This window comes from Pseudomonas sp. SJZ078, assembly GCF_007828255.1.
Classification (GTDB): domain Bacteria; phylum Pseudomonadota; class Gammaproteobacteria; order Pseudomonadales; family Pseudomonadaceae; genus Aquipseudomonas.
Genome location: NZ_VIUG01000031.1, coordinates 1 through 18788 on the forward strand (window position 1 = coordinate 1; position 18788 = coordinate 18788).

Genomic DNA, 18788 nt, shown 5'->3' on the forward strand with positions numbered 1-18788 from the left:
GAATGGGCATAAAAAATCCGATACCAGAGGACTGGTATCGGATTTTCTAGAAAGCCCGGCTTGGACTCAAATGCTTAAGTGAACAGCATTACGGACTTTGCCGGGCTTTTCTGGAGAACATTCAGCGAGAGTCCATCTCTTGCGAGATATCGGCGGCTGATCTTCCCTTGCGCCTGCGAACCCAGCCAAAGAAAGCGTGAACTGGGTGTAGAGCGGCCGTAAGTTGTAAGCCGCAGGGTAGACGCGTTGATCATGATTGGGATGAACGTATGTTCATCCGCGATCGCCTGAATTGTGCTACGGCAGGGCCTGCCAAACGGGTCGATTCTGATTCGAAAGACCTGTAACGAAGTTCGCGAAACGGCGTGATAAAGTGCGCACGTTTTGGCCGACAGATGGCCTGGGTTCTACGATCAAGGAGCGTTTGAATGTCGTTGTTAAGGATGGCCACACTTTCACTGTGCCTGGCAGGGATGGGTTTTGCTGGCGGGGTCTTCGCGAATCAGCAAGATGAAAAGCATCAGGGAATGGTCGCATTGGTTGCCATGGAGCAGGTGTGTAACAAAACCAATCCAGGCCTGAACGGTGACGTGGAGAATGCTATGGCCGCTGATCCCAGGATCGACGAGGCGACCAGGGCGCAAGTCAGGAAGATAAAGTCCGATCCGGCTTATAAGTTTCAAGTGATGAGCATGGCGAATAACCTTGTCAATTCGCCGCTGGCTGGCGCCGCGCAGGGGATGTGCAAGGATTATGCGCCGAAGTAATCCGGTGCATCGGCGACCCTCATTCAGCCACCAACAACAATGATTGCGGCACCGCACGCTGAGGGTGTTGCGGTTCCTGCAGGCCCGTCAGCCGAAAGCCGGCCATGTCCAGGGCATTGAACCAGCTAGGCAGGGTGCGCAAGTACCACGGCATGGGCTGCCATTGTCCCTTGAAATCGTCGAAGTGTTCCTGCCGCCAGCCATCCTGATAGTCGCCCGCGGCGGCGACCCACGGATGCAAGGTCTGGATCACCAGGGCGCCGCCAGCGACGAGCAGAGCCTTGATGGTGGTGAGCAGGGGGATGATGTCCTGATGCAACAGCGCGAAGTTGGCGCAGACCAGGTCGTAGTCGCTGCCGATATCTACCTTCGCCTGAACCAGCGCTTCATAGCTTGCCAGATGCACGGGGGAAGAGCCGGCCGCCCGTGCGGACTCTACCAGCGTGGCATCGCCGTCCACCCCAACGGCCTGGATACCCCGTCCAGCCAGGGCACGCAATAACCAGCCTTCACCGCAGCCCAGGTCGAGCACGCGCCCGGGTTGGCGGCTGAGTATTGCCAGCAGGATGGCCTGATCGGTGACTTCGCGCCGGCTTGCGATGGCGCCGGTGCGCACGGCGTCGATCCAGGCCTGGGCGTTGTGATGCCAGCTTTGAAGGAGCTCTGATTCGTGGGGCATGTCGGTGTCCGGCGCAGGCCTGAGTGCAAGAATAGAATACATTCTCCAATCGCTTTTATTTTGGATTCGGCTTCACTTAGACCTACGAGTCGGCAAAATGTACTCCGGTGTACATTCTTCGGGCGGCAGGGTACATTCAGCTCACTTTTTTGAATAAGGTGAGCGAGATGTCCCAGTTGGGGAAGGCCCGTGGCAAGGCCCAGGACACCGGTTGGCGCGGGTCGCCGGAGGGCTGGCTGGAGGCTGCCTACGATGCCTTGAAGGAGTCGGGGATCGATGCGGTCCGGGTTATGCCGCTCGCCAAGCGCCTGGGTTTGTCGCGAACCAGTTTCTATTGGTTTTTCGAGGACCGTGAACAGCTGTTGGCCGCCTTGCTTTCCCGTTGGCGCGAGACCAATACGGGAGGCTTGATCCGGCAGAGCGAAAGCTATGCGCAGAGCATTTCCGAAGCGATCCTGAATGTCTTCGAGTGTTGGCTCAACCCGCAACTGTTCGATTCGCAATTCGAGTTTGCCGTGCGCAGTTGGGCGCTGCAGTCGGCTGAGGTGGCTCAGGAGGTCGCCACCGTGGACGAACAGCGTATCAGCGCCCTGACGAGCATGTTCAAGCGGTTTGGCTATGACAGCCAGGGTGCCGATACCCGGGCCCGAACGATTTACCTGACCCAGATCGGCTATATCAGCATGAACACCAGTGAGCTGATCACCACGCGTTTTGAGCGTATTCCTCATTACGTGAGCATTTTCACCGGCAAGGTTCCCAAACAGCGCGAGCTGGATCGTTTTTACGGAAAGTTCGGTTACGCGGAAAAAGAACCTGGGGTTTTCGTTCCCTTGACGGAAACTTTCGAAGAGGTCGTCGCAAAATGATCAGCGAAACGCTCGGTATCATTGGCGGAACGGGTTGGTTGGGCGGGGCGATTGCGAAAGCGATCATGGAGAAGTCCCTGGTGCCACCCGGCAATTTGATCATTTCAAATCGTTCAGGCAGTCATCCGTTGGCACAACAAGGCGTCTGTCTGGTCACGGACAACCAGGCGCTGGTTGCACATAGCGACGTAGTGGTCATCGCGGTACGCCCCGAACATTTCGCCGGCCTGGACATCGACGCGACGGGCAAGACCATCGTTTCTTTGATGGCTGGGATCACGGCGCAGGCGATTGCCGCACAGACCTCGGCTTCGGTGGTCGTGCGGGCGATGCCCAACGCGGCGGTGGAAATCCGGCAATCCTTTACGCCATGGTTTTGTTGGGGGGAGGTGGGCGCGGCGACCAGGGCTCTGGTGCAACGGCTGTTCGAATCCGTGGGCACTGCGGCTGAAGTTCAGGAAGAAGGCTTCATCGACTACCTGTCCGCGCTGTCGGGCACCGGCCCTGCCTTTGCGGCCTTGTTGATGACGGCTTTGACCAACCAGGCGGTAGCGACCGGCCTGCCTTCGGATATCGCGCATATGGCTGCCAAGAACGTCGTGGTCAACAGCAGCCAGCTTCTGCAAAACCATGATGCCTTGGCGATGATCGAGGCCTTGGTTGCTTATCGAGGCGTCACGGCTGCAGCGTTGCAATCAATGATCGACAGTCGCTTCGAAGAACACGTCGGCCGGGCATTGCAAGCCGGCGCGACGGTCGCTCGCAAAGGGCTGCATGCCTGATGGAAACACAGCCCCGCGCCATTGAATGACCTCAAATGTCCTTGAGCAACCGCAGCGCATCGTAGATGGCAGCATGGGTATTACGCGCCGACACGGCGTCGCCAATCCGGAACAACTGGAAACAGCCCTCGGGGTTGGTCACGATGTTCTGGGTTTTCCCGGCGATCAGATCATGTTGTTCAACCGCACCGTTGTTGCGCGAATGAGGACGCAGCTCGAAGTACAGATCGTCGAGGGGCAGGGTGCCGTGGTTGATGACTACCTGATCGACCACTCGCTGTTTATGGACCTGGCCATAATCGCTGCCGAGGTTCGCCACCAATTGCCCGTCGCGTTTCTCCACCGAGTCGACTCGATAGGTAACGGTGAAGGTGACGTTCAGGTCTTGCAGGCTGCGCATGTAGGGCACCAGGTTCATCGCCATCACCTCCGGCGCGAACGAGCGGTCTGGTGTGACGATCTCCAGTTTCGCCCCGCTGTGGGCGATGACCTCGGCCGCTTGTAGCGCCGCGTGGTCGCCCGCGTCGTCAAAAATCAGCACGTTCTGGCCGGGTTTGACGTCGCCGGAAATGATGTCCCAGGTCGACACCACCAGTTCATTGCCGCGCTCGAGCACTTCGGTGTGCGGCAAGCCACCGGTGGCGACGATTACCACGTCCGGGTTTTCCGCCAGCACTGTCTCGGCCTCGGCCCAGGTGTTGAAACGGAACTTCACGCCCAGCCGTTCGCATTGCGCCATGCGCCAGTCGATGATGCTGATCATCTCGCGCCGCCGCTCGCTCTGCGCCGTCAGACGGATCTGGCCGCCGGGTTGATCGGCGACTTCAAACACCGTAACGTCGTGGCCGCGTTCGCCGGCGACCCGCGCCGCTTCCAGGCCCGCCGGGCCGGTGCCGATTACCACCACTTTGCGCTTGACCGATGCTTTGGGGATTTCGTGGGGCATGGTGGTTTCGCGCCCGGTGGCGGCGTTGTGAATGCAGTACGCGGCACCGCCCTGATAGATGCGGTCCAGGCAGTAGTTGGCGCCGACGCAGGGACGGATGTCTTCTTCGCGCTTCTCGATGATCTTGCGCACGATGTGCGGGTCGGTCATGTGCGCCCGGGTCATGCCGATCATGTCCACCTTGCCGGAGGCGATGGCATGGCGCGCCGTGGCAACGTCGGGAATCTTCGCGGCATGGAAAGTAGGGAAGCCGGTGGCCGAACGGATCTCGCCGGCAAAATCCAGGTGCGGGGAATTGCGCATGCCCTGGATCGGAATCACATCGGTGAGGCCGGCATCGGTGTCGATGTGGCCGCGAACGACGTTGAGGAAGTCGACCAGGCCACTGTCCTTGAGCATGTGCGAGATCTGGATGCCGTCCTTGGCACCGAAACCGCCGGGCAGATCTTCATCGCCGGTGTAGCGAACCCCCAGCAGGAAATCCTCGCCGCAGCGCTGGCGGATGCCGCGCAGGACGTCGAAGGTAAAGCGCAACCGGTTCTCCAGCGAACCGCCGTAGGGGCCGTCAAGGTCGTTGGTCAGTGGCGACCAGAACTGGTCCATGAGGTGCCCGTAGGCTTGCAGTTCCAAGCCATCCAGCCCGGCGGCCTTCATCCGTTCGGCGGCGTCCACATAGTCCTTGATGATGCGATCGATGTCCCAGTCTTCCAGTTTTTTCGGAAAAGAGCGGTGCGACGCTTCCCGACGGTGTGAAGGCGAAACCACCGGTAGCCAGTCAGCCTTGTCCCAGCGCGTGCGCCGCCCCAGGTGGGTCAGCTGGATCATGACCGCCGCGCCGTATTCGTGGCATTCGTCGGTCAGCTCCTTCATCCATTTGACCACTTCATCCTTGTACGCCAGCACATTGTTGAACACCGGCGGGCTATCGCGGGAAACCGCGGCGGAGCCGGCGGTCATGGTCAGCGCCACACCGGCCTTTGCCCGTTCAACGTGGTACGCCCGATACAGGTCCTTCGGCATGCCGTCGACAGGGTAGGCTGGCTCATGGGAGGTGGTCATGATCCGGTTTCTGAGCGTCAGGTGTTTGATCTTGTAGGGCTGCAGCAAGGGATCGCTGGACATGGGTTGCGCTCCGGGAACAGAACATCAGGTTGGGTTTTGACATAACCGTATGTTCAATGTTCATGTGTGTCAATGTGGTTTGACACAGGTGTACATTTTTTCTTGCGTGACAAAAAAGCCAGGATTAGTATCGGTTCGCAACCAGGTGGAACGACCTGAATGCCTGATTCATTTGCATAACCAGATCCAAGCGTTTCCTCGAGGTGCAGGACCCTGCGCTTCATGAGGGAATATGAGTCTTTCTGCTGCCCTGCTAATAACTATTAATACAGACGCGGAGATGCATCATGATGACGTTACCCAGAAAAACGTGTATCGGTTGGCTCGCAGGCTTGGCGATGGCGTCCGGTTGCCTGACGGCTCACGCCGAGGAACCCACGCCCATCCGGATTGGATGGGTGAATTGGTCGGATACGGAAATCGCTGTAAAACTGGCAGACACGGCACTGCGGGACCAGCTGAAACAGCCGGTCAAATTGGTCCTGGCCGATATCGGTATTCAGTTCCAGGCGCTGGCGAACGGCAGTATCGACCTGATTCCGATGGTCTGGCTGCCGAGCACTCACAAGTCTTTTTATGACAAGTACAAGAACAAGCTTGAAGACCTCGGCTCCTTGTACGAAGGGCGAATCGGCATGGCAGTGCCGACGTCCATTCCCACCAGTGAGATCGCCAGTGTCGAAGACCTCAACAAGCCCGAAGTGCGGGAAAAACTCGGCGGCAAGATCCTCACCTCCGAAGTCGGTAATGGTCAGTACAAACTCACGGAGAAAGCCATCCGGGAGTACAAGCTCGATGGCTACAAGATGGTCGCTTCTTCCGAGTCAGGCATGCTGAGTGAGCTGGATCGTAATCTCAAGCGTGATAAATGGTCGTTGATCAACGCCTGGAGCCCGCACTGGATGTTCTCCAAGTGGTCGCTGCGCTACCTGGATGATCCGAAGCAGATTTTCGGTGGTGCCGAGCAGATCCACGCGGTTGCCCGCAAAGGTTTCAGCGCCGAACATCCCGATGTGGCCCGGTTCTTCGCCAACTTCAAGATCCCACAGACCGATCTTGAGAAGCTGATGGCGACTGCCCGTGACAGTTCTGCCGACGAGGTGGTGGCTGAATACTATGCTGCCAACAAGCCGCGTTTCGAGGCGATGTTTGGCAATCGAACGGCGTCCGCGACAACTGCTCAGCCATGACTGCTGCGGTCTTCCAGTGTTCGCAGGAGGTCGGGATCGCTGCTGGATGAGTGAGCAGCGTTCAATCCACTTCGGAGCCGGGCTCAGAACGGCGCATGATCAGCACCGATACCTCGTAGGTGAGAACTTTTCTAAGGTTGTCGGTAAAAACTTCAACCGCCAGGACGACCCAGCCTCGGTCATTTCTCCGGGGGTGGGACGTTGAGGTCAGCACCTTGGCGCCAATGCTGATCACATCCCCCGGTAGTACTGGGGACAGCATCCGGAGTTTATCGAACTGTCCACCCGCGACAATGCGGGTCCGCAGATACAAGACCTCGCACATGAGGCGTTGCACGATCGCGAAGGTTTGTATCCCGCTGGCACAGTGAACGCCGAGAGGGCTTTTGCGAGCCTGTTCTGGATCGACATGAATGTCCAGGGGGTCATATTCCGAGGCAAAGGCGATGATCTCTTCCTCACTCATCGCTTCAGACCGCGATGCCGTCCACGTATTGCCTGGTTTGAAGTCTTCCCAGAAGAGCATTGCTTGCATCATGGGGCCAATCCCGTCATTGATTTTCCATACCACGATTCTTCCGCACACGGCTCTGATCCTGGAGCGCGTACTTGACCGCGGCAATGTTCAAATACCTCAGCCCAAGTGAACGTTTTGGACGTTGACAGCAGGGCGCGGGCAACGGAACGTAGCGATGATCGAGCCGGCCAAGCCATGTAGCGCGGACCGCTGAAGGCAGTCTCGTCCGCACATGGCTTTAATGGAGAAGAGATGACACAGGTTCAATACAAGGGAACCACTTCAATCGGTTTGGTACATGAAGCGTTGTCCGGGGCGATTCGACGTGGCCTGGATGTACAACCGATTCTGCAGTTCGCCCGTATTGATCCTGAACTTCTGCAGGCCCCGCAAGCGCGAGTCGAGGCGTCCGCTTTTTCACGTCTGTGGATCGCCTTGTCAGACCAGTTGGATGACGAGTTTTTCGGGATCGATAGTCATCCGATGCGCAGGGGTAGTTTCCAGTTGATGTGTCATGCGGTCATCGGATGCCGCTCCCTGGAACAGGCTTTACAGCGCATGTTGGCCTTTCTTCGCAGCATCCTGGATGACATTTACGGGACGCTGGAGATCGAGGGGGACGAAGCGCGGATCATCATTCATGACCATGGGATCGAGCGCCGCCTATTCGCCTACGGCACCTGGTTGATCCTGGTGCATGGCCTGCTTTGTTGGCTAGCCAATAGACGAATTCCACTGCAAGAAGCGCGCTTTCGGCCCTCTCGTCCAGAGGACGACAGTGACTACCGGATGCGGTTTTGCGCCGACATTGAATATGATTCGGCGAGCACCTGGGTTTGCTTTGACCGTAGCTTTCTGAACCTGAAAATTGCCCAGAACAACAGTCATCTGTCCGCCTTCCTTCGAGAAGCACCGGCTAATCTGTTAGTGAAGTATCGCAACGATGAAAGCCTGAGTGCGTTGATTCGGCATCGTCTGCGGGAACAAAGCCCCGACGATTGGCCGGAGTTGGAGGCCATCGCCAAAGACCTTCGAATCTCCAGTTCGACACTCCAGCGCCGTCTCCAGGCTGAGGGCACCAGTTATCAACACCTGAAAGACGATCTTCGACGGGACATGGCCATCAATCTTTTGGGCCAGGCTGCGCTGAGTGTCAGCGACGTGGCGGCCCTCACCGGATTTCAGGAAACCAGTGCGTTTCACCGCGCCTTCAAGAAGTGGACGGGCGTCAGCCCTGGGGCCTATCGCAGTCATCCTGGCGCTCCCTAGTGGGGAGTGCGGCTGGAGCGGCGCGCTGCGTCATATCACCGATAGATAAATTGAACGGGGTCAACACCATCGAGTGCCCGGATCGGTCATGCACAACGATGTCTTCGGGCATGGGCCAACTTCATTTTGAATCTTAGGATGCGTCACAGGTAGCCCATCAGATCGGCCACCCCCTGTGCTCTTCTCCAATAAGAACAAGATCGAAGGAGATACCCTATGCAATCGGTCAATGTGTATGCGCTCACGGGCAACTCAACGTTCAATCGCTTCCATGGATTTATTCTGTTCTGGTGTGTGCTCATTCTGATTATCGATGGGTATGACCTTGCTGTCGTAGGTGCCGCACTGCCCGCGATCATGGCTGACATGAACATTGATCCGACCAGTGCCGGCGTCATGGCCGGTTCCGCTCTGTTCGGAACGATGCTCGGCGCAATCTTTCTCGGGACGCTGGCAGACCGGATCGGTCGGCCGAGGATGGTTGCCATTTGCGTGGCGCTGTTCAGCCTTTTCACCGCAGCAGCGGGCCTCACGAGCGATCCGATCAGTTTCAGCATCGCGCGGTTTATCGCCGGTCTTGGCATTGGCGGTGTCCTGCCGATCTGTACGGCGCAAATGGGTGAGTTCTCTCCCATCAAGCTGCGTACCCGCCTGGTGACGCTAGTATTCGCAGGTTATTCGATCGGGGGAATTCTGGTGGCCCTGACCGCCAAGCAACTCATCGAAAACCATGGCTGGCAGTCGGTTTTTTATGTCGCGGGTCTGCCGGTGTTCTTGATCCCATTCATTTTGAAAAGCATGCCCGAGTCCATCGCAAATCTGCTCAAGCAGGGGCGCCAGGGCGAGCTGCGTGCAATTGTCCGGAAAATCGATCCGGGGCTGGTGATCAGCGATGACGCGGTAATGACCGGTCATGCAGATGTCTTGGACAAGCAGGAGGCGCCGGTTCGAAATCTCTTTCGAGACGGCCGCGGGTTCAGCACCGTGATGATCTGGGGGGCTTTCATGACCGGCCTGTTCATGGTCTATGCACTCAACGCCTGGCTCACCAAGTTGATGGCCATGGCCGGGTTCAGCCTTGGATCAGCGCTGAACTTTGTCATCGTCTTCAACCTGGGGGCGATAGTGGGTGCGCTCGGGGGCGGCTGGCTCAGCGACAAGCTGAACATCAAGCATGTCCTGGTCGCGTTCTATCTGATCGGCGCTATCGCCTTGACGCTATTGGGTTACACCCGGTCCACCACCTTGTTATTTGCCGTTGTGTTCATCGTCGGTGCATCGACGCTTGGAACACAGCTTCTAGCGTATGCCTACGCGGGCGATTTCTACCCCTCCACCATTCGTTCCACCGGCGTTGGTTTCGCCTCCGGGGTTGGCCGGGTCGGCGCTATCGTCGCGCCGGTGCTCATCGGTTGGTTGGTGTCGATCAAGCTGCCCCTCGAACAAAACTTCATGGCGATCAGCCTGGCCGGTCTCATTGGCGCCGCCGCCGTTTCCCTGATCAATCAGACCCGCGCCGACTCGGCCCGCGCGCGAAATACCGCTGCGTTGCCTGGCTGACTTTACGATTGAAGCGCCAGCGTTTTCCTGAATCCGTCACCCATGGGACAAGAGCATGAACCGCTTATCACAGCCTCCACTCTCGCCTGAATTGTTGAGTCGAACGGTGGATTGGGCGATTACCACGCGTCGCAGCATGAGGGCCTATTTGCCGACCCCGGTGCCGCTTGAAGAGGTCGAATCGATTCTCGACATTGCTCGTTTCTGCCCCACTGGTGTGAACATGCAGCCGTGGCGGGTCCACGTGGTGACGGGGGAGGTCAAGGAACGGCTATCCCAGGTCATCGCCCAGCTCGATGACGACCCTGCGTTGAACCTTCGTCTTGCAGATGCCTACGAGTATTACCCGCGCCAATGGGTCGCTCCTTACATCGACAGGAAAAGACAGGTGGGCTGGGCGTTGTACGGCCTGCTGGGTATCGAAAAGGGTGACAAGCAACGCATGCATCAGCAGCACGGCCGCAATTATCGCTTTTTCGATGCGCCGGTTGGCCTGTTGTTCACCATCGATCGAGTGCTTTGCAAAGGGAGTTTGCTCGACTATGGCATGTTCCTGCAGAGCGTGATGGTCGCGGCCCGTGGCAGAGGGCTGCACACCTGTCCCCAAGCCGCCTTCTTGAAGTACCACCAAGTGATTGCCGAGTTACTCGCCATCCCATCCGACCAGATGCTGGTGTGCGGGATGAGTCTCGGCTACGCGGACGAGGCCAGCATAGAAAACAGCCTGGTGACTGATCGAGAGCCGGTAAGCGCGTTCGCAACGTTCCATCACAATAATAAGGAGTCAATGGTATGAGTCGTGAAGCCTATGAGTACGGTCTCGACCGGAGTTCTGCGAACCATCTGCCGCTCACGCCTCTCGGGTTCCTGGACCGCGCGGCACTGGTGCACCCGAGTCGGGTTGCGGTCGTTCATGGCGATCTACGAAGAACCTGGTCTGAAACCCGTGACCGTGCCTTTCGTCTTGCATCTGCGCTCGTTGCCAGGGGAATCGGGAGGGGCGACACCGTTTCCATCCTGTCTCCTAACACGCCCGCGATGTTCGAAGCACATTACGGCGTGCCTTTATCCGGCGCGGTTCTGAACTGCGTCAACTATCGGCTGGATGCGGAGGGCGTGGCGTTCATTCTCCGCCATGCGGAGTGCAAGGTGCTCTTTGTCGATCGCGAATTTGCCGCGCTGGCCGCGGCGGCTATCGAACTGCTCGCAGAGCGCCCGACAGTCGTCGATATCGACGATCATTTGGCGCCTGTGGGCCCAGCGATCGGTGAGATCGATTATGAGTCGCTGCTGCATGAAGGCGATCCTGGGTTTGCTGGCGTGTGGCCGGTTGATGAATGGCAACCCATCGCACTCAATTACACCTCTGGCACCACCGGCGACCCTAAAGGGGTTGTCGCCAGTCATCGGGGAACGTACCTGATGAGCCTGCTGCAACTCACCAACTGGCCGGTATCCAACGCGCCGCGCTATTTGTGGACGCTCCCCATGTTCCATGCCAACGGATGGTGTTTTACCTGGGCAATCACAGCGGCGGCGGGTACGCACGTGTGCCTTCGCAAGGTCTCGGCAGACGCCGTGTTCGAGGCGATCGACCGCCATGGGGTCGATCATTTCTGTGCCGCGCCCATTGTCATGGCAATGATTGCCAACTCGACGGAGCGACCACCATTGGCGTCTCCCGTTCGTGTATTGACTGCAGGTTCCCCGCCACCTGCGGCGGTACTGAACGCGGTCGCCTCTCTGGGTTTTGATGTCGACCACGTCTACGGCATTACCGAGGTCTGTGGCACGCCTGTCAGTTGCGTATGGCAGGACGGCTGGTCTGATCGCCCATCGTCTGAGCAGAGTTCGCTTCGGGTGCGCCAGGGCGCGCGAGCGGCAGCATTCGAAGGGTTGATGGTTGCGGATGCCGAGAGCTTTGAACCTGTACCGCACGATGGTCGAACCACCGGCGAGCTATTGCTTCGCGGCAATACGGTGATGATGGGCTATCTGAAAAATCCACGTGCCAATGAAAAGGCCTTTGCCGGCGGTTGGTTCCATACGGGCGACGTCGCAGTCGTGCATGAAAACGGTTATGTGCAGATCACCGATCGCTGTAAGGACGTCATCATCTCGGGCGGGGAAAATATCTCCTCCATCGAAATCGAGGACGTGATTCATGGCCACCCGGCTGTGTTGCACGCCGCAGTGGTTGCCCAGCCCGACGATAAATGGGGCGAGGTGCCTTGTGCCTTCATCGAACTGAAGGTCGGCGCAACGCCCCCCGACGAAGCGCAATTGATTGCCTTCTGCCAGGAGCGTCTGGCACGGTTCAAGTGTCCACGCAGGGTCATGTTCATGGAACTGCCGAAAACGGCGACGGGGAAAATCCAGAAATTCATTCTTCGCGAGCAGGCAGGAAGCCGGGAAGCGATTGTTCGACTGGCGTCGGGAGGGTAAGTCCTCGGCTGTAGAGCGAGAACCGATTCAGGGTTCGCGCTGCCGGGGACTGTTCAGAGGTAGGTGCCCGTTTGGCTGAAGGTGTCCTGAACGAGCCAGGGACGTCGCGACATGTTCAACCTTTGAGCCGTCCCTGGCTCTTTCAGGCAACCTTGCTTAGAACTTGAACCGTCCGACCAGGCCCCTCAGTTGACCGGAAATGTCCGTCAGGCGGCCCGAACCGGTCTGCGCCGAATGAGCAAATTCCTCGACCAGTTGCGCATCGGCATGGATCTGCGCGATGTGCCGGTTGATGTCTTCGGCCACCTGGTGCTGTTCCTCGGCGGCGGTGGCGATCTGAGTGTTCTGGTCGCGGATCGAGTCCACCGAGTTGCGGATCTTGTCGAAGCTGTCGCGGGCCTGCTGGATACGTTCCACGCTGGTTTGTGACACTTGCAGGCTGCTCTGCATCTGATGGGTCACTTCCTGGGTGCGGCGGGCCAGGTTACCGAGCAGGCTGTCGATCTCGCCGGTGGAGTCGGCGGTGCGTCGCGCCAGGGCCCGCACTTCATCGGCCACGACGGCGAATCCGCGGCCTTGGTCGCCGGCGCGCGCGGCTTCGATGGCGGCGTTGAGGGCCAACAGGTTGGTCTGCTCGGCAATCGAACGGATGGTGTCGAGGATGGTATTGATGTTCTTGCTGTCTTGCTCGAGCGCCTGCATGGTCTGGGTCGACTGCTGCAGGTCTTCGCTCAGTTTCAGCACGCTGCCGGTGGCTTCGCCGATGTGATGCTGGCCGTCGTGCACGTCACGGTAGCCGGTGTCTGCGCTGGCGGCGGCCTGGCTGCAGGAGCGGGCCACTTCGTTGGCGGTCGCGACCATTTCATTGAAGGCGGTACTGACCAGTTCCACTGCCTGGCGCTGGCGACCGGCGGCTTCGTTCATGTTGGTGGCGACTTCGCTGGTGTCGGCCGCCGCACTTTGCAAGTCGGAGGAGGCACTGCCGATTCGCTGTACCAGCTGAGCGATCATGCCCAGGAACTGGTTGAACCAGCTTGCCAGGGTGGCCGTTTCGTCCTTGCCTTGTACCGAGAGTTGACGGGTGAGGTCGCCTTCGCCTTCGGCGATTTCCTGCAAGCCGTTTGCAACGCCGCGAATCGGTCGCACGATGACGCTGGCAAAACTTGCGCCGACCACGGCGAAGATCACCGCCAGTACCGCAGCGATAATGGCGATCAACCAGGTCAGGCTGGAGGCTTCGGCCATGACTTCGTCGCTCTTGATCAGCCCGATGAAGCGCCAGCCAAGGCTCTTGGAGGTCACGATGTTGACCATGTAGGACACGCCATCGATCTCGACCTGGGTCACGCCATCGCTGCTCTTGGCCAGCGCGGCATAGTTGGGGCCGAGGTCGGCGAGGGGCTTGAAGTTGTGCTTGGCATCGCTGGCGTCGACCAGGACGTTGCCGTTCCCCTCGATCAGCATCAGGTAGCCGCTTTCGCCCAGCTTGATGTTCTTGACCAGTTCGGTCAGTTGCTTGAGCGACACGTCGAGGCCGACGACGCCTACCAGTTTGCCGGCAGCGTCGGATACCGTGTGAACGATGCCGATCAGCGATATATCATCCGGCGCCCAGTAATAGGCGTCTGTGCGCACAGTCACGCCAGGCGAGGCGATGGCGGCCTTGTACCAAGGGCGCACGCGCGGATCGTAGTTGGAGATCTTGGGGTCGTCCGGCCAGCTGGCATAGCCGCCATCGGCAAGGCCCACGGAAAGATAGGCCGTGGTCGGATGGCTCTTGGCGAAGCGGTCGAAGATATCCAGGATCTGTTTATTGGTTTCTGGGAGTGGCGTTTGCGCAGCGTCGGCGGAGGAATAGTTTTTCAGGTCCTTGGCCGCCACGATCCGCGGGTCCTTGGCGAAGAATTCGACGTTCTGGCTGATGCCATCGAAGAAAGTCTTCATGCCATTGTCGATCTGACGGATTTCCCGGCCGCTGCTGTCGAGGAAGTTGGTTTTCGCCGCGTCCCGCAGGTTCAGTACGACGAGCACTGCCACCAGGATGACCGGAAGGCAGGCGATGGTCGCGAACGCCCATGTCAGCTTCTGTTTGATATTCATGACTTCTCCCGCGGGTTTTATAAGTGTTGGGTCGGCGGAAACAATGGCAGTGCGCGTTGCGAGTGCTGGAAGGGAAAGCGCCCATGTCTACGTTCAGTCTATCGACTAAAGGCGTACAGACTTTAGAGCGGCAGGTATTTAGGGGGCGTCGATAGGCATCCGCGTCGCTAATCCATACGATAGCGACGTTCCCCATACCATGGCCCTTTGTCCGAGATGCGAGAGTGACGCCAGTCTGATCGTCTTCAGGAAGAGGCCCTATGCCAAGCGCATTCGAGAGCGTACTTAAAAACAAGAACATGGCTTATCGGCCACTCGGCTCGCCGGGGGTTGATCAGGCGCCGACCCGTGTCGCATTCGTGTTGATGGACAATTTCTCGATGATGTCCTTCACCGGTGCGGTGGACGCTCTGGTGACGGCCAACCTGATGTGTGATATGCCCCTCTACGAGATCCTGACGGTAGGGGTGTCGGGTAACCAGGTGACGAGTGACCTGGGTATTGTCATTTCCACCGACATCGAGCTGGCGCAATTGCCGGAAAACCAGGACATTCTCATCGTCGCCGGCGGCTTTCGCGTGAAGCTGCAAGGGGTGCCCCTGCTGCGGCGCAAGCTACGCGCCAATGCGGCATACGGGGCGATCATGGGCGGGCTGTGGAATGGCGTATTCTTCGTCGCCGATGCCAGCCTGCTGGACGGTTTCGAATGCGCCGTCCACCCGGAAAGCCGTGCGATGATGATGGAGGTCTTCCCCCATGTGAAGGTGTCGAGCCGGGCCTATGTCGTCGATCGCGGACGGGTCAGTTGTGCCGGTGCCAACAGTTCGCTGCGCATGATGCTCCAGCTGATCCGTCAGACGGGAGGGGAGGCCCTGGTGGGGGCCATCGAGGAAATCCTGCGGTGTGACGAATCGGGCGATGCGTCGGATCTGCCGCCGGTCTTCGTCGAGACGGACCCGCGGCTGCCGGAAAGCCTCAAGCTGGCGCTGGAGTTGATGTGGCAGAACATCGAAGAGCCGTTGACCATCGATGAGCTGGCGGCCTGCGTCAAAATTTCCAAGCGCCAGCTGGAGCGGCGCTTCTGCAGTTTTCTCGGGGCGACCCCGACGCGTTACTACCTGGAGTTACGCCTGACCCGGGCACGCCAGCTCATCCAGCAGACCAATCGATCGATGACAGAAGTCGCGGTGGCGACGGGCTTCGTCAGCTCTCCGCATTTCCAGCGGCGATTCCGGGATTTCTTCGGCGTTCCGCCTGGCAGCTATCGTTCGTCGTTTGGGCGAAAGCAAACGTCGGTGTGAGCGTCGCGGCTGGACGCCTTTTGCGGAGGGCGAAACCTGGCTCGCGCTCATCGGTGGGGCAAGCCAGGTGTTGTGCTCAGGTCCTGCGCATTTTCTGGGCTATGTACAAGGCAATGCAGCCCGTAGCGCACAGCCATATAATCGAACCGGCGGCGGCGAGGATCAATGAGAGGTCGGAGTCGTAATCGATCATGCCGGGAACCGCATAGACAAACCAAAGCAGCGTGACAAGGACGAAAGCCAACAGCGACATCAGGAACTCGAATATCTTTCTTGCGTGCATAAGTGTTTCCTACCCGCTGGTGAAGGGGCGGGTACTTCAGGTTGTCGGTCAGGGACCTCTTTCTGTCTACGCAGAAATAAAGGGGCTCAGCAGTGGAAGGCGAATCGCCGCAAGGCTTCGTCATCCACTATGCAGACATTCCATGTCCGAGAACTTCACTCAGCAGTGGCCTTCGCACGGAGGCGAAGGTGTAATGCGCGTTGGGCTCAGGTTCTATCGTCCGTTTGTTCTTCGGCAGGCGGATTATCGGCTTGCGATGCGCTCAGGGTCGTGCCTTTGCACAGCATCTTGCCCACTTCACCGGCGATGGAGCCTTCAACTATTCGCTCTTGCATCTGGTCGAACTGGACGTTTTCCAACCCCTCCAGGCTGTTGTACATCCCCGTGTGGCGAGCATTGCGATTGGCGCAATCGAGCTCCACTTTTGTATAACTGGTGAAATACGCGCCTTCCCTTTGCACGATGGCCTGAATGGCGGTACCACTCTCGACAAACGAAACAAGGGAGTATTCGGCGTCTGAATCATCGTAGCTGTACTGGATTTTCTGCATGTCCGCTGTCGCATGACACGCTACGCAAAAAGTAACGAGTGAGATAACCGTTTTCATGCTTCTTCCATGAATAAGCAATGCCAGAGATTAGTGGCCAAGTGAAATCATTTTGCTTGGCTTGTAACATTGAGTCAACATTGCGCAGCGAGCGCACAGTTCACCGCTGTTCAGACAGCCTTGGTTTGTAGGCAATTTCACCTACTTTCTGGTTGTCGGAAACGATCCTACGTTAGCGGTGCCTCTCAACGTTGGCTATCCAGGGCTTTATCGGCACCAGACATGAAAACGTGAGGCCTGATCATCATTGAAAGCGAGCCAGAAGGCTTGATGCAGGCAACCAGACCCCGGGTTTGTGAAGCTCCGCGGGTTGCCCCGCGGAAAAATCATGGCATTTGTGGCAACTCCCTGGGTCGCAGGTCGAATACCAGCACCTCGGCATCCTGGCCATTGCTCAGCGTCAGTACCTGTTCTTCCCGTACTCGCACGCCGTCACCTTCCTGTAATGACACGCCATTGAGCTCGACATTGCCCCGGGCGACATGCACGTAGGCATAGCGTTCAGGCGTCAATGTCAGGGTGGCGCTTTCGCTGCCATCGAACAGTCCGGCATAGACCCGTGCGTCCTGGCGCACTTCGAGGGAACCATCGGCGCCGTCCGGGGAGATGATCAATTGCAGGCGACCGCGTTTCTGCCCGGTGCTGAAATGCTCCTGCTGGTAGCGTGGCTTGGCACCGCTGACATTCGGCACGATCCAGATCTGCAGGAAGTGCACTGGCTCGTCCGCGCTGTGGTTGAACTCGCTGTGGGCCACGCCACTGCCGGCGCTCATCAGTTGCACGTCGCCTGGGCGAATGACCGAGCCCGTGCCCAGGGTGTCCTTATGCTCCAGCGCACCTTCGAGTACGTAGGAGAAAATCTCCATGTCCCGGTGGGGGTGTTGGCCGAAACCCTTGGCGGCGGCGACTCGGTCGTCATTGATGACCAACAGGTCGGAAAAGCCTTGTTGATTGAGGTCACGGTAGTTGGCGAAAGAAAAGGTGTGGAACGAGGTCAGCCAGCCGTGACGGGCGATTCCGCGGTCCGCAGCTTTGCGAAGGGTCAGCATGGTAGTTCTCCTGGTTCAGTGGGCGACGGCTTTGGCCGTTCGCCGGGGACAGAAGAAAGGTTAATGGTTATGCTGCTGATTAATAAGTAGGTGAAAAACGAAAGACTGTCACCTATAGGTGGACAATAGTAGAACCATCGGCCGGCGCGGTGCGCTAACATGTCGAAGCCGCGTCTGATGTCACATCGGACCTGTGGGCCTGCTCGCTCCTACAGGGCTCATCAGGCGAGCTAGAATTTTGCTGCGTTCCTCTGGATTTTTTGGCGTGTTAATTGATGAAAACCATTGCAATGGTGCTGTTCCCGGATTTTTTGCTACTCGACATGGCCGGGCCGATGGAGGTGTTCTCCATCGCCAACCGCTATCTTGAGCCGGACCAACGCTACCAATTGCTGACCCTGGGCACAGAGCGCGGCGCGTTGCGCGCGTCCAACGGTGTGGCGGTGGAAGCCGACATGCATATCGACCAGGCCTGGGCCGCTTATGATGTATTGCTGGTGCCGGGCGGGCCAGGGGCCTACAACGATCGGCATCCGGGGTTGCATATCTGGCTGCGCGCCGCGACGCAACGGGCCACGCGCTACGGCTCCATCTGCACAGGGGCCTTTGTACTGGGTGAGGCGGGGCTGCTCGACGGCTACCGCGTCACCACGCATTGGCATTACACCGAACGCCTGATCCGGCGTTTCCCCAAGGCACGGGTGGAAACCGACAAGATCTTCCTGCAGGACCGGCGCCTGTTCACTTCCGGGGGCGTCACCGCCGGTATCGACCTGGCATTGGCCATCGTCGCCCAGGACCATGGCCGCAAAGTGGCGCTGGATGTGGCGAAGGTATTGCTGGTGGTCATGAAGCGCCAAGGCGGGCAAGCCCAGTTCAGTCCCCTGGTGGCGGCGGTGGCGGCCCAGGAGTCGGCCATCACCCGGGTGCAGCATTATGTGATGGAGCACCTGGAAGAGCCGTTCACCGTCGAGCGCATGGCAACGCTGGCCTCCATGAGCCCGCGGCATTTCGCCCGGATGTTCGCCCGCGAAGTGACAATGACGCCAATGGAGTTCCTGCAAGGTGCGCGGATCGACCGGGCCCGCCAGTTACTCGAAAGCACCGATTTGCCTCTGAAGACCGTGGCGTTTCGCAGTGGGTTTGGCAGCGTCCGGCACATGCGCTCACTGTTCAGTGAAAAACTCGGCCTGACCCCCGTGCAGTATCGCCAGCAGTTCAGTTGAGCCTCCGGTGTCCGTCCAGGGCACCGTGATGTCCGTCATGGACCCTGTGCCAGCATTGTTCTCCGGTCGTGGGCT

17 protein-coding genes and 1 pseudogene are annotated in these 18788 nt (G+C 58.7%); 10 read left to right on the forward strand and 8 right to left on the reverse strand.

Going from position 1 to position 18788, the window contains the following annotated elements; genetic code table 11:
• Window positions 1–428 precede the first annotated feature (428 nt).
• Window positions 429–767: a hypothetical protein gene (locus tag FBY02_RS22415; protein WP_144930310.1), complete on the forward strand. Its 339-nt coding sequence runs from the start codon at window positions 429–431 to the stop codon at window positions 765–767.
• A gap of 19 nt (window positions 768–786) precedes the next feature.
• Here the strand turns inward: FBY02_RS22415 and FBY02_RS22420 are convergent, their stop codons facing one another.
• The gene (locus FBY02_RS22420) at window positions 787–1446 is read right to left on the reverse strand and encodes a bifunctional 2-polyprenyl-6-hydroxyphenol methylase/3-demethylubiquinol 3-O-methyltransferase UbiG (RefSeq protein ID WP_144930311.1); all 660 of its coding nucleotides are present in this window, start codon (window positions 1444–1446) and stop codon (window positions 787–789) included.
• 167 nt (window positions 1447–1613) lie between these two features.
• On the opposite strand from FBY02_RS22420, the gene FBY02_RS22425 reads away from it, so the two are divergent.
• Window positions 1614–2315 carry a TetR/AcrR family transcriptional regulator gene (locus FBY02_RS22425; protein WP_144930312.1) on the forward strand — a complete coding sequence of 234 codons (702 nt, stop codon included), beginning with the start codon at window positions 1614–1616 and terminating at the stop codon, window positions 2313–2315.
• Window positions 2312–3097 (forward strand): pyrroline-5-carboxylate reductase, encoded by a 786-nt coding sequence (locus FBY02_RS22430; protein WP_144930313.1) that lies wholly within the window; start codon window positions 2312–2314, stop codon window positions 3095–3097. The genes FBY02_RS22425 and FBY02_RS22430 overlap by 4 nt, the downstream gene beginning before the upstream one ends.
• Before the next feature lie 31 nt (window positions 3098–3128).
• On the opposite strand, the gene FBY02_RS22435 is transcribed toward FBY02_RS22430, so the two are convergent.
• Window positions 3129–5165, reverse strand: a complete 2037-nt coding sequence (locus FBY02_RS22435; protein ID WP_144930314.1) for an NADH:flavin oxidoreductase — start codon at window positions 5163–5165, stop codon at window positions 3129–3131.
• Between the two features lie 287 nt (window positions 5166–5452).
• Here FBY02_RS22435 and FBY02_RS22440 point away from each other — a divergent pair, with 287 nt between their 5' ends.
• On the forward strand, window positions 5453–6355 hold the full coding sequence (locus FBY02_RS22440; RefSeq protein WP_144930315.1) for a glycine betaine ABC transporter substrate-binding protein: 903 nt from the start codon (window positions 5453–5455) through the stop codon (window positions 6353–6355).
• Window positions 6356–6416: 61 nt separating this feature from the next.
• Here the strand turns inward: FBY02_RS22440 and FBY02_RS22445 are convergent, their stop codons facing one another.
• Window positions 6417–6893 (reverse strand): MaoC/PaaZ C-terminal domain-containing protein, encoded by a 477-nt coding sequence (locus tag FBY02_RS22445; protein ID WP_178112010.1) that lies wholly within the window; start codon window positions 6891–6893, stop codon window positions 6417–6419.
• Between the two features lie 231 nt (window positions 6894–7124).
• Here FBY02_RS22445 and FBY02_RS22450 point away from each other — a divergent pair, with 231 nt between their 5' ends.
• From FBY02_RS22450 to FBY02_RS22465, 4 genes are all read left to right on the forward strand, one after another.
• A complete protein-coding gene (locus FBY02_RS22450; RefSeq protein ID WP_144930316.1) occupies window positions 7125–8141 on the forward strand; it encodes an AraC family transcriptional regulator in 1017 nt (338 codons plus the stop codon).
• Between the two features lie 216 nt (window positions 8142–8357).
• A complete protein-coding gene (locus tag FBY02_RS22455; protein ID WP_144930317.1) occupies window positions 8358–9701 on the forward strand; it encodes an MFS transporter in 1344 nt (447 codons plus the stop codon).
• Window positions 9702–9756: 55 nt separating this feature from the next.
• Complete coding sequence (locus FBY02_RS22460; protein WP_144930318.1) at window positions 9757–10497, forward strand: nitroreductase; 741 nt, start codon at window positions 9757–9759, stop codon at window positions 10495–10497.
• Window positions 10494–12146 (forward strand): AMP-binding protein, encoded by a 1653-nt coding sequence (locus FBY02_RS22465; protein WP_144930319.1) that lies wholly within the window; start codon window positions 10494–10496, stop codon window positions 12144–12146. Before FBY02_RS22460 ends, FBY02_RS22465 begins: the two co-directional genes overlap by 4 nt.
• A 156-nt stretch (window positions 12147–12302) precedes the next feature.
• Here the strand turns inward: FBY02_RS22465 and FBY02_RS28860 are convergent, their stop codons facing one another.
• Complete coding sequence (locus FBY02_RS28860) at window positions 12303–13157, reverse strand: methyl-accepting chemotaxis protein (protein WP_371921434.1); 855 nt, start codon at window positions 13155–13157, stop codon at window positions 12303–12305.
• A gap of 6 nt (window positions 13158–13163) precedes the next feature.
• Window positions 13164–14246: pseudogene (locus FBY02_RS28865) on the reverse strand (cache domain-containing protein); the annotation flags it as partial.
• 260 nt (window positions 14247–14506) lie between these two features.
• Between FBY02_RS28865 and FBY02_RS22475 the strand changes: the two are divergent.
• A complete protein-coding gene (locus tag FBY02_RS22475) occupies window positions 14507–15547 on the forward strand; it encodes a GlxA family transcriptional regulator (RefSeq protein ID WP_144930321.1) in 1041 nt (346 codons plus the stop codon).
• A gap of 76 nt (window positions 15548–15623) precedes the next feature.
• Here the strand turns inward: FBY02_RS22475 and FBY02_RS22480 are convergent, their stop codons facing one another.
• The 3 genes from FBY02_RS22480 to FBY02_RS22490 all read right to left on the reverse strand — a co-directional run bounded on the left by FBY02_RS22480 (window position 15624) and on the right by FBY02_RS22490 (window position 17487).
• Entirely contained in the window at window positions 15624–15830 is a 207-nt protein-coding gene (locus tag FBY02_RS22480) for a hypothetical protein (RefSeq protein WP_144930322.1), read from the reverse strand.
• 206 nt (window positions 15831–16036) lie between these two features.
• The gene (locus FBY02_RS22485) at window positions 16037–16438 is read right to left on the reverse strand and encodes a hypothetical protein (RefSeq protein ID WP_144930323.1); all 402 of its coding nucleotides are present in this window, start codon (window positions 16436–16438) and stop codon (window positions 16037–16039) included.
• A gap of 326 nt (window positions 16439–16764) precedes the next feature.
• Complete coding sequence (locus FBY02_RS22490; protein WP_144930324.1) at window positions 16765–17487, reverse strand: pirin family protein; 723 nt, start codon at window positions 17485–17487, stop codon at window positions 16765–16767.
• Window positions 17488–17762: 275 nt separating this feature from the next.
• On the opposite strand from FBY02_RS22490, the gene FBY02_RS22495 reads away from it, so the two are divergent.
• Window positions 17763–18713, forward strand: coding sequence for a GlxA family transcriptional regulator (locus FBY02_RS22495; RefSeq protein WP_144930325.1), 951 nt, complete (start codon window positions 17763–17765; stop codon window positions 18711–18713).
• The last annotated feature ends 75 nt before the right edge of the window (window positions 18714–18788 follow it).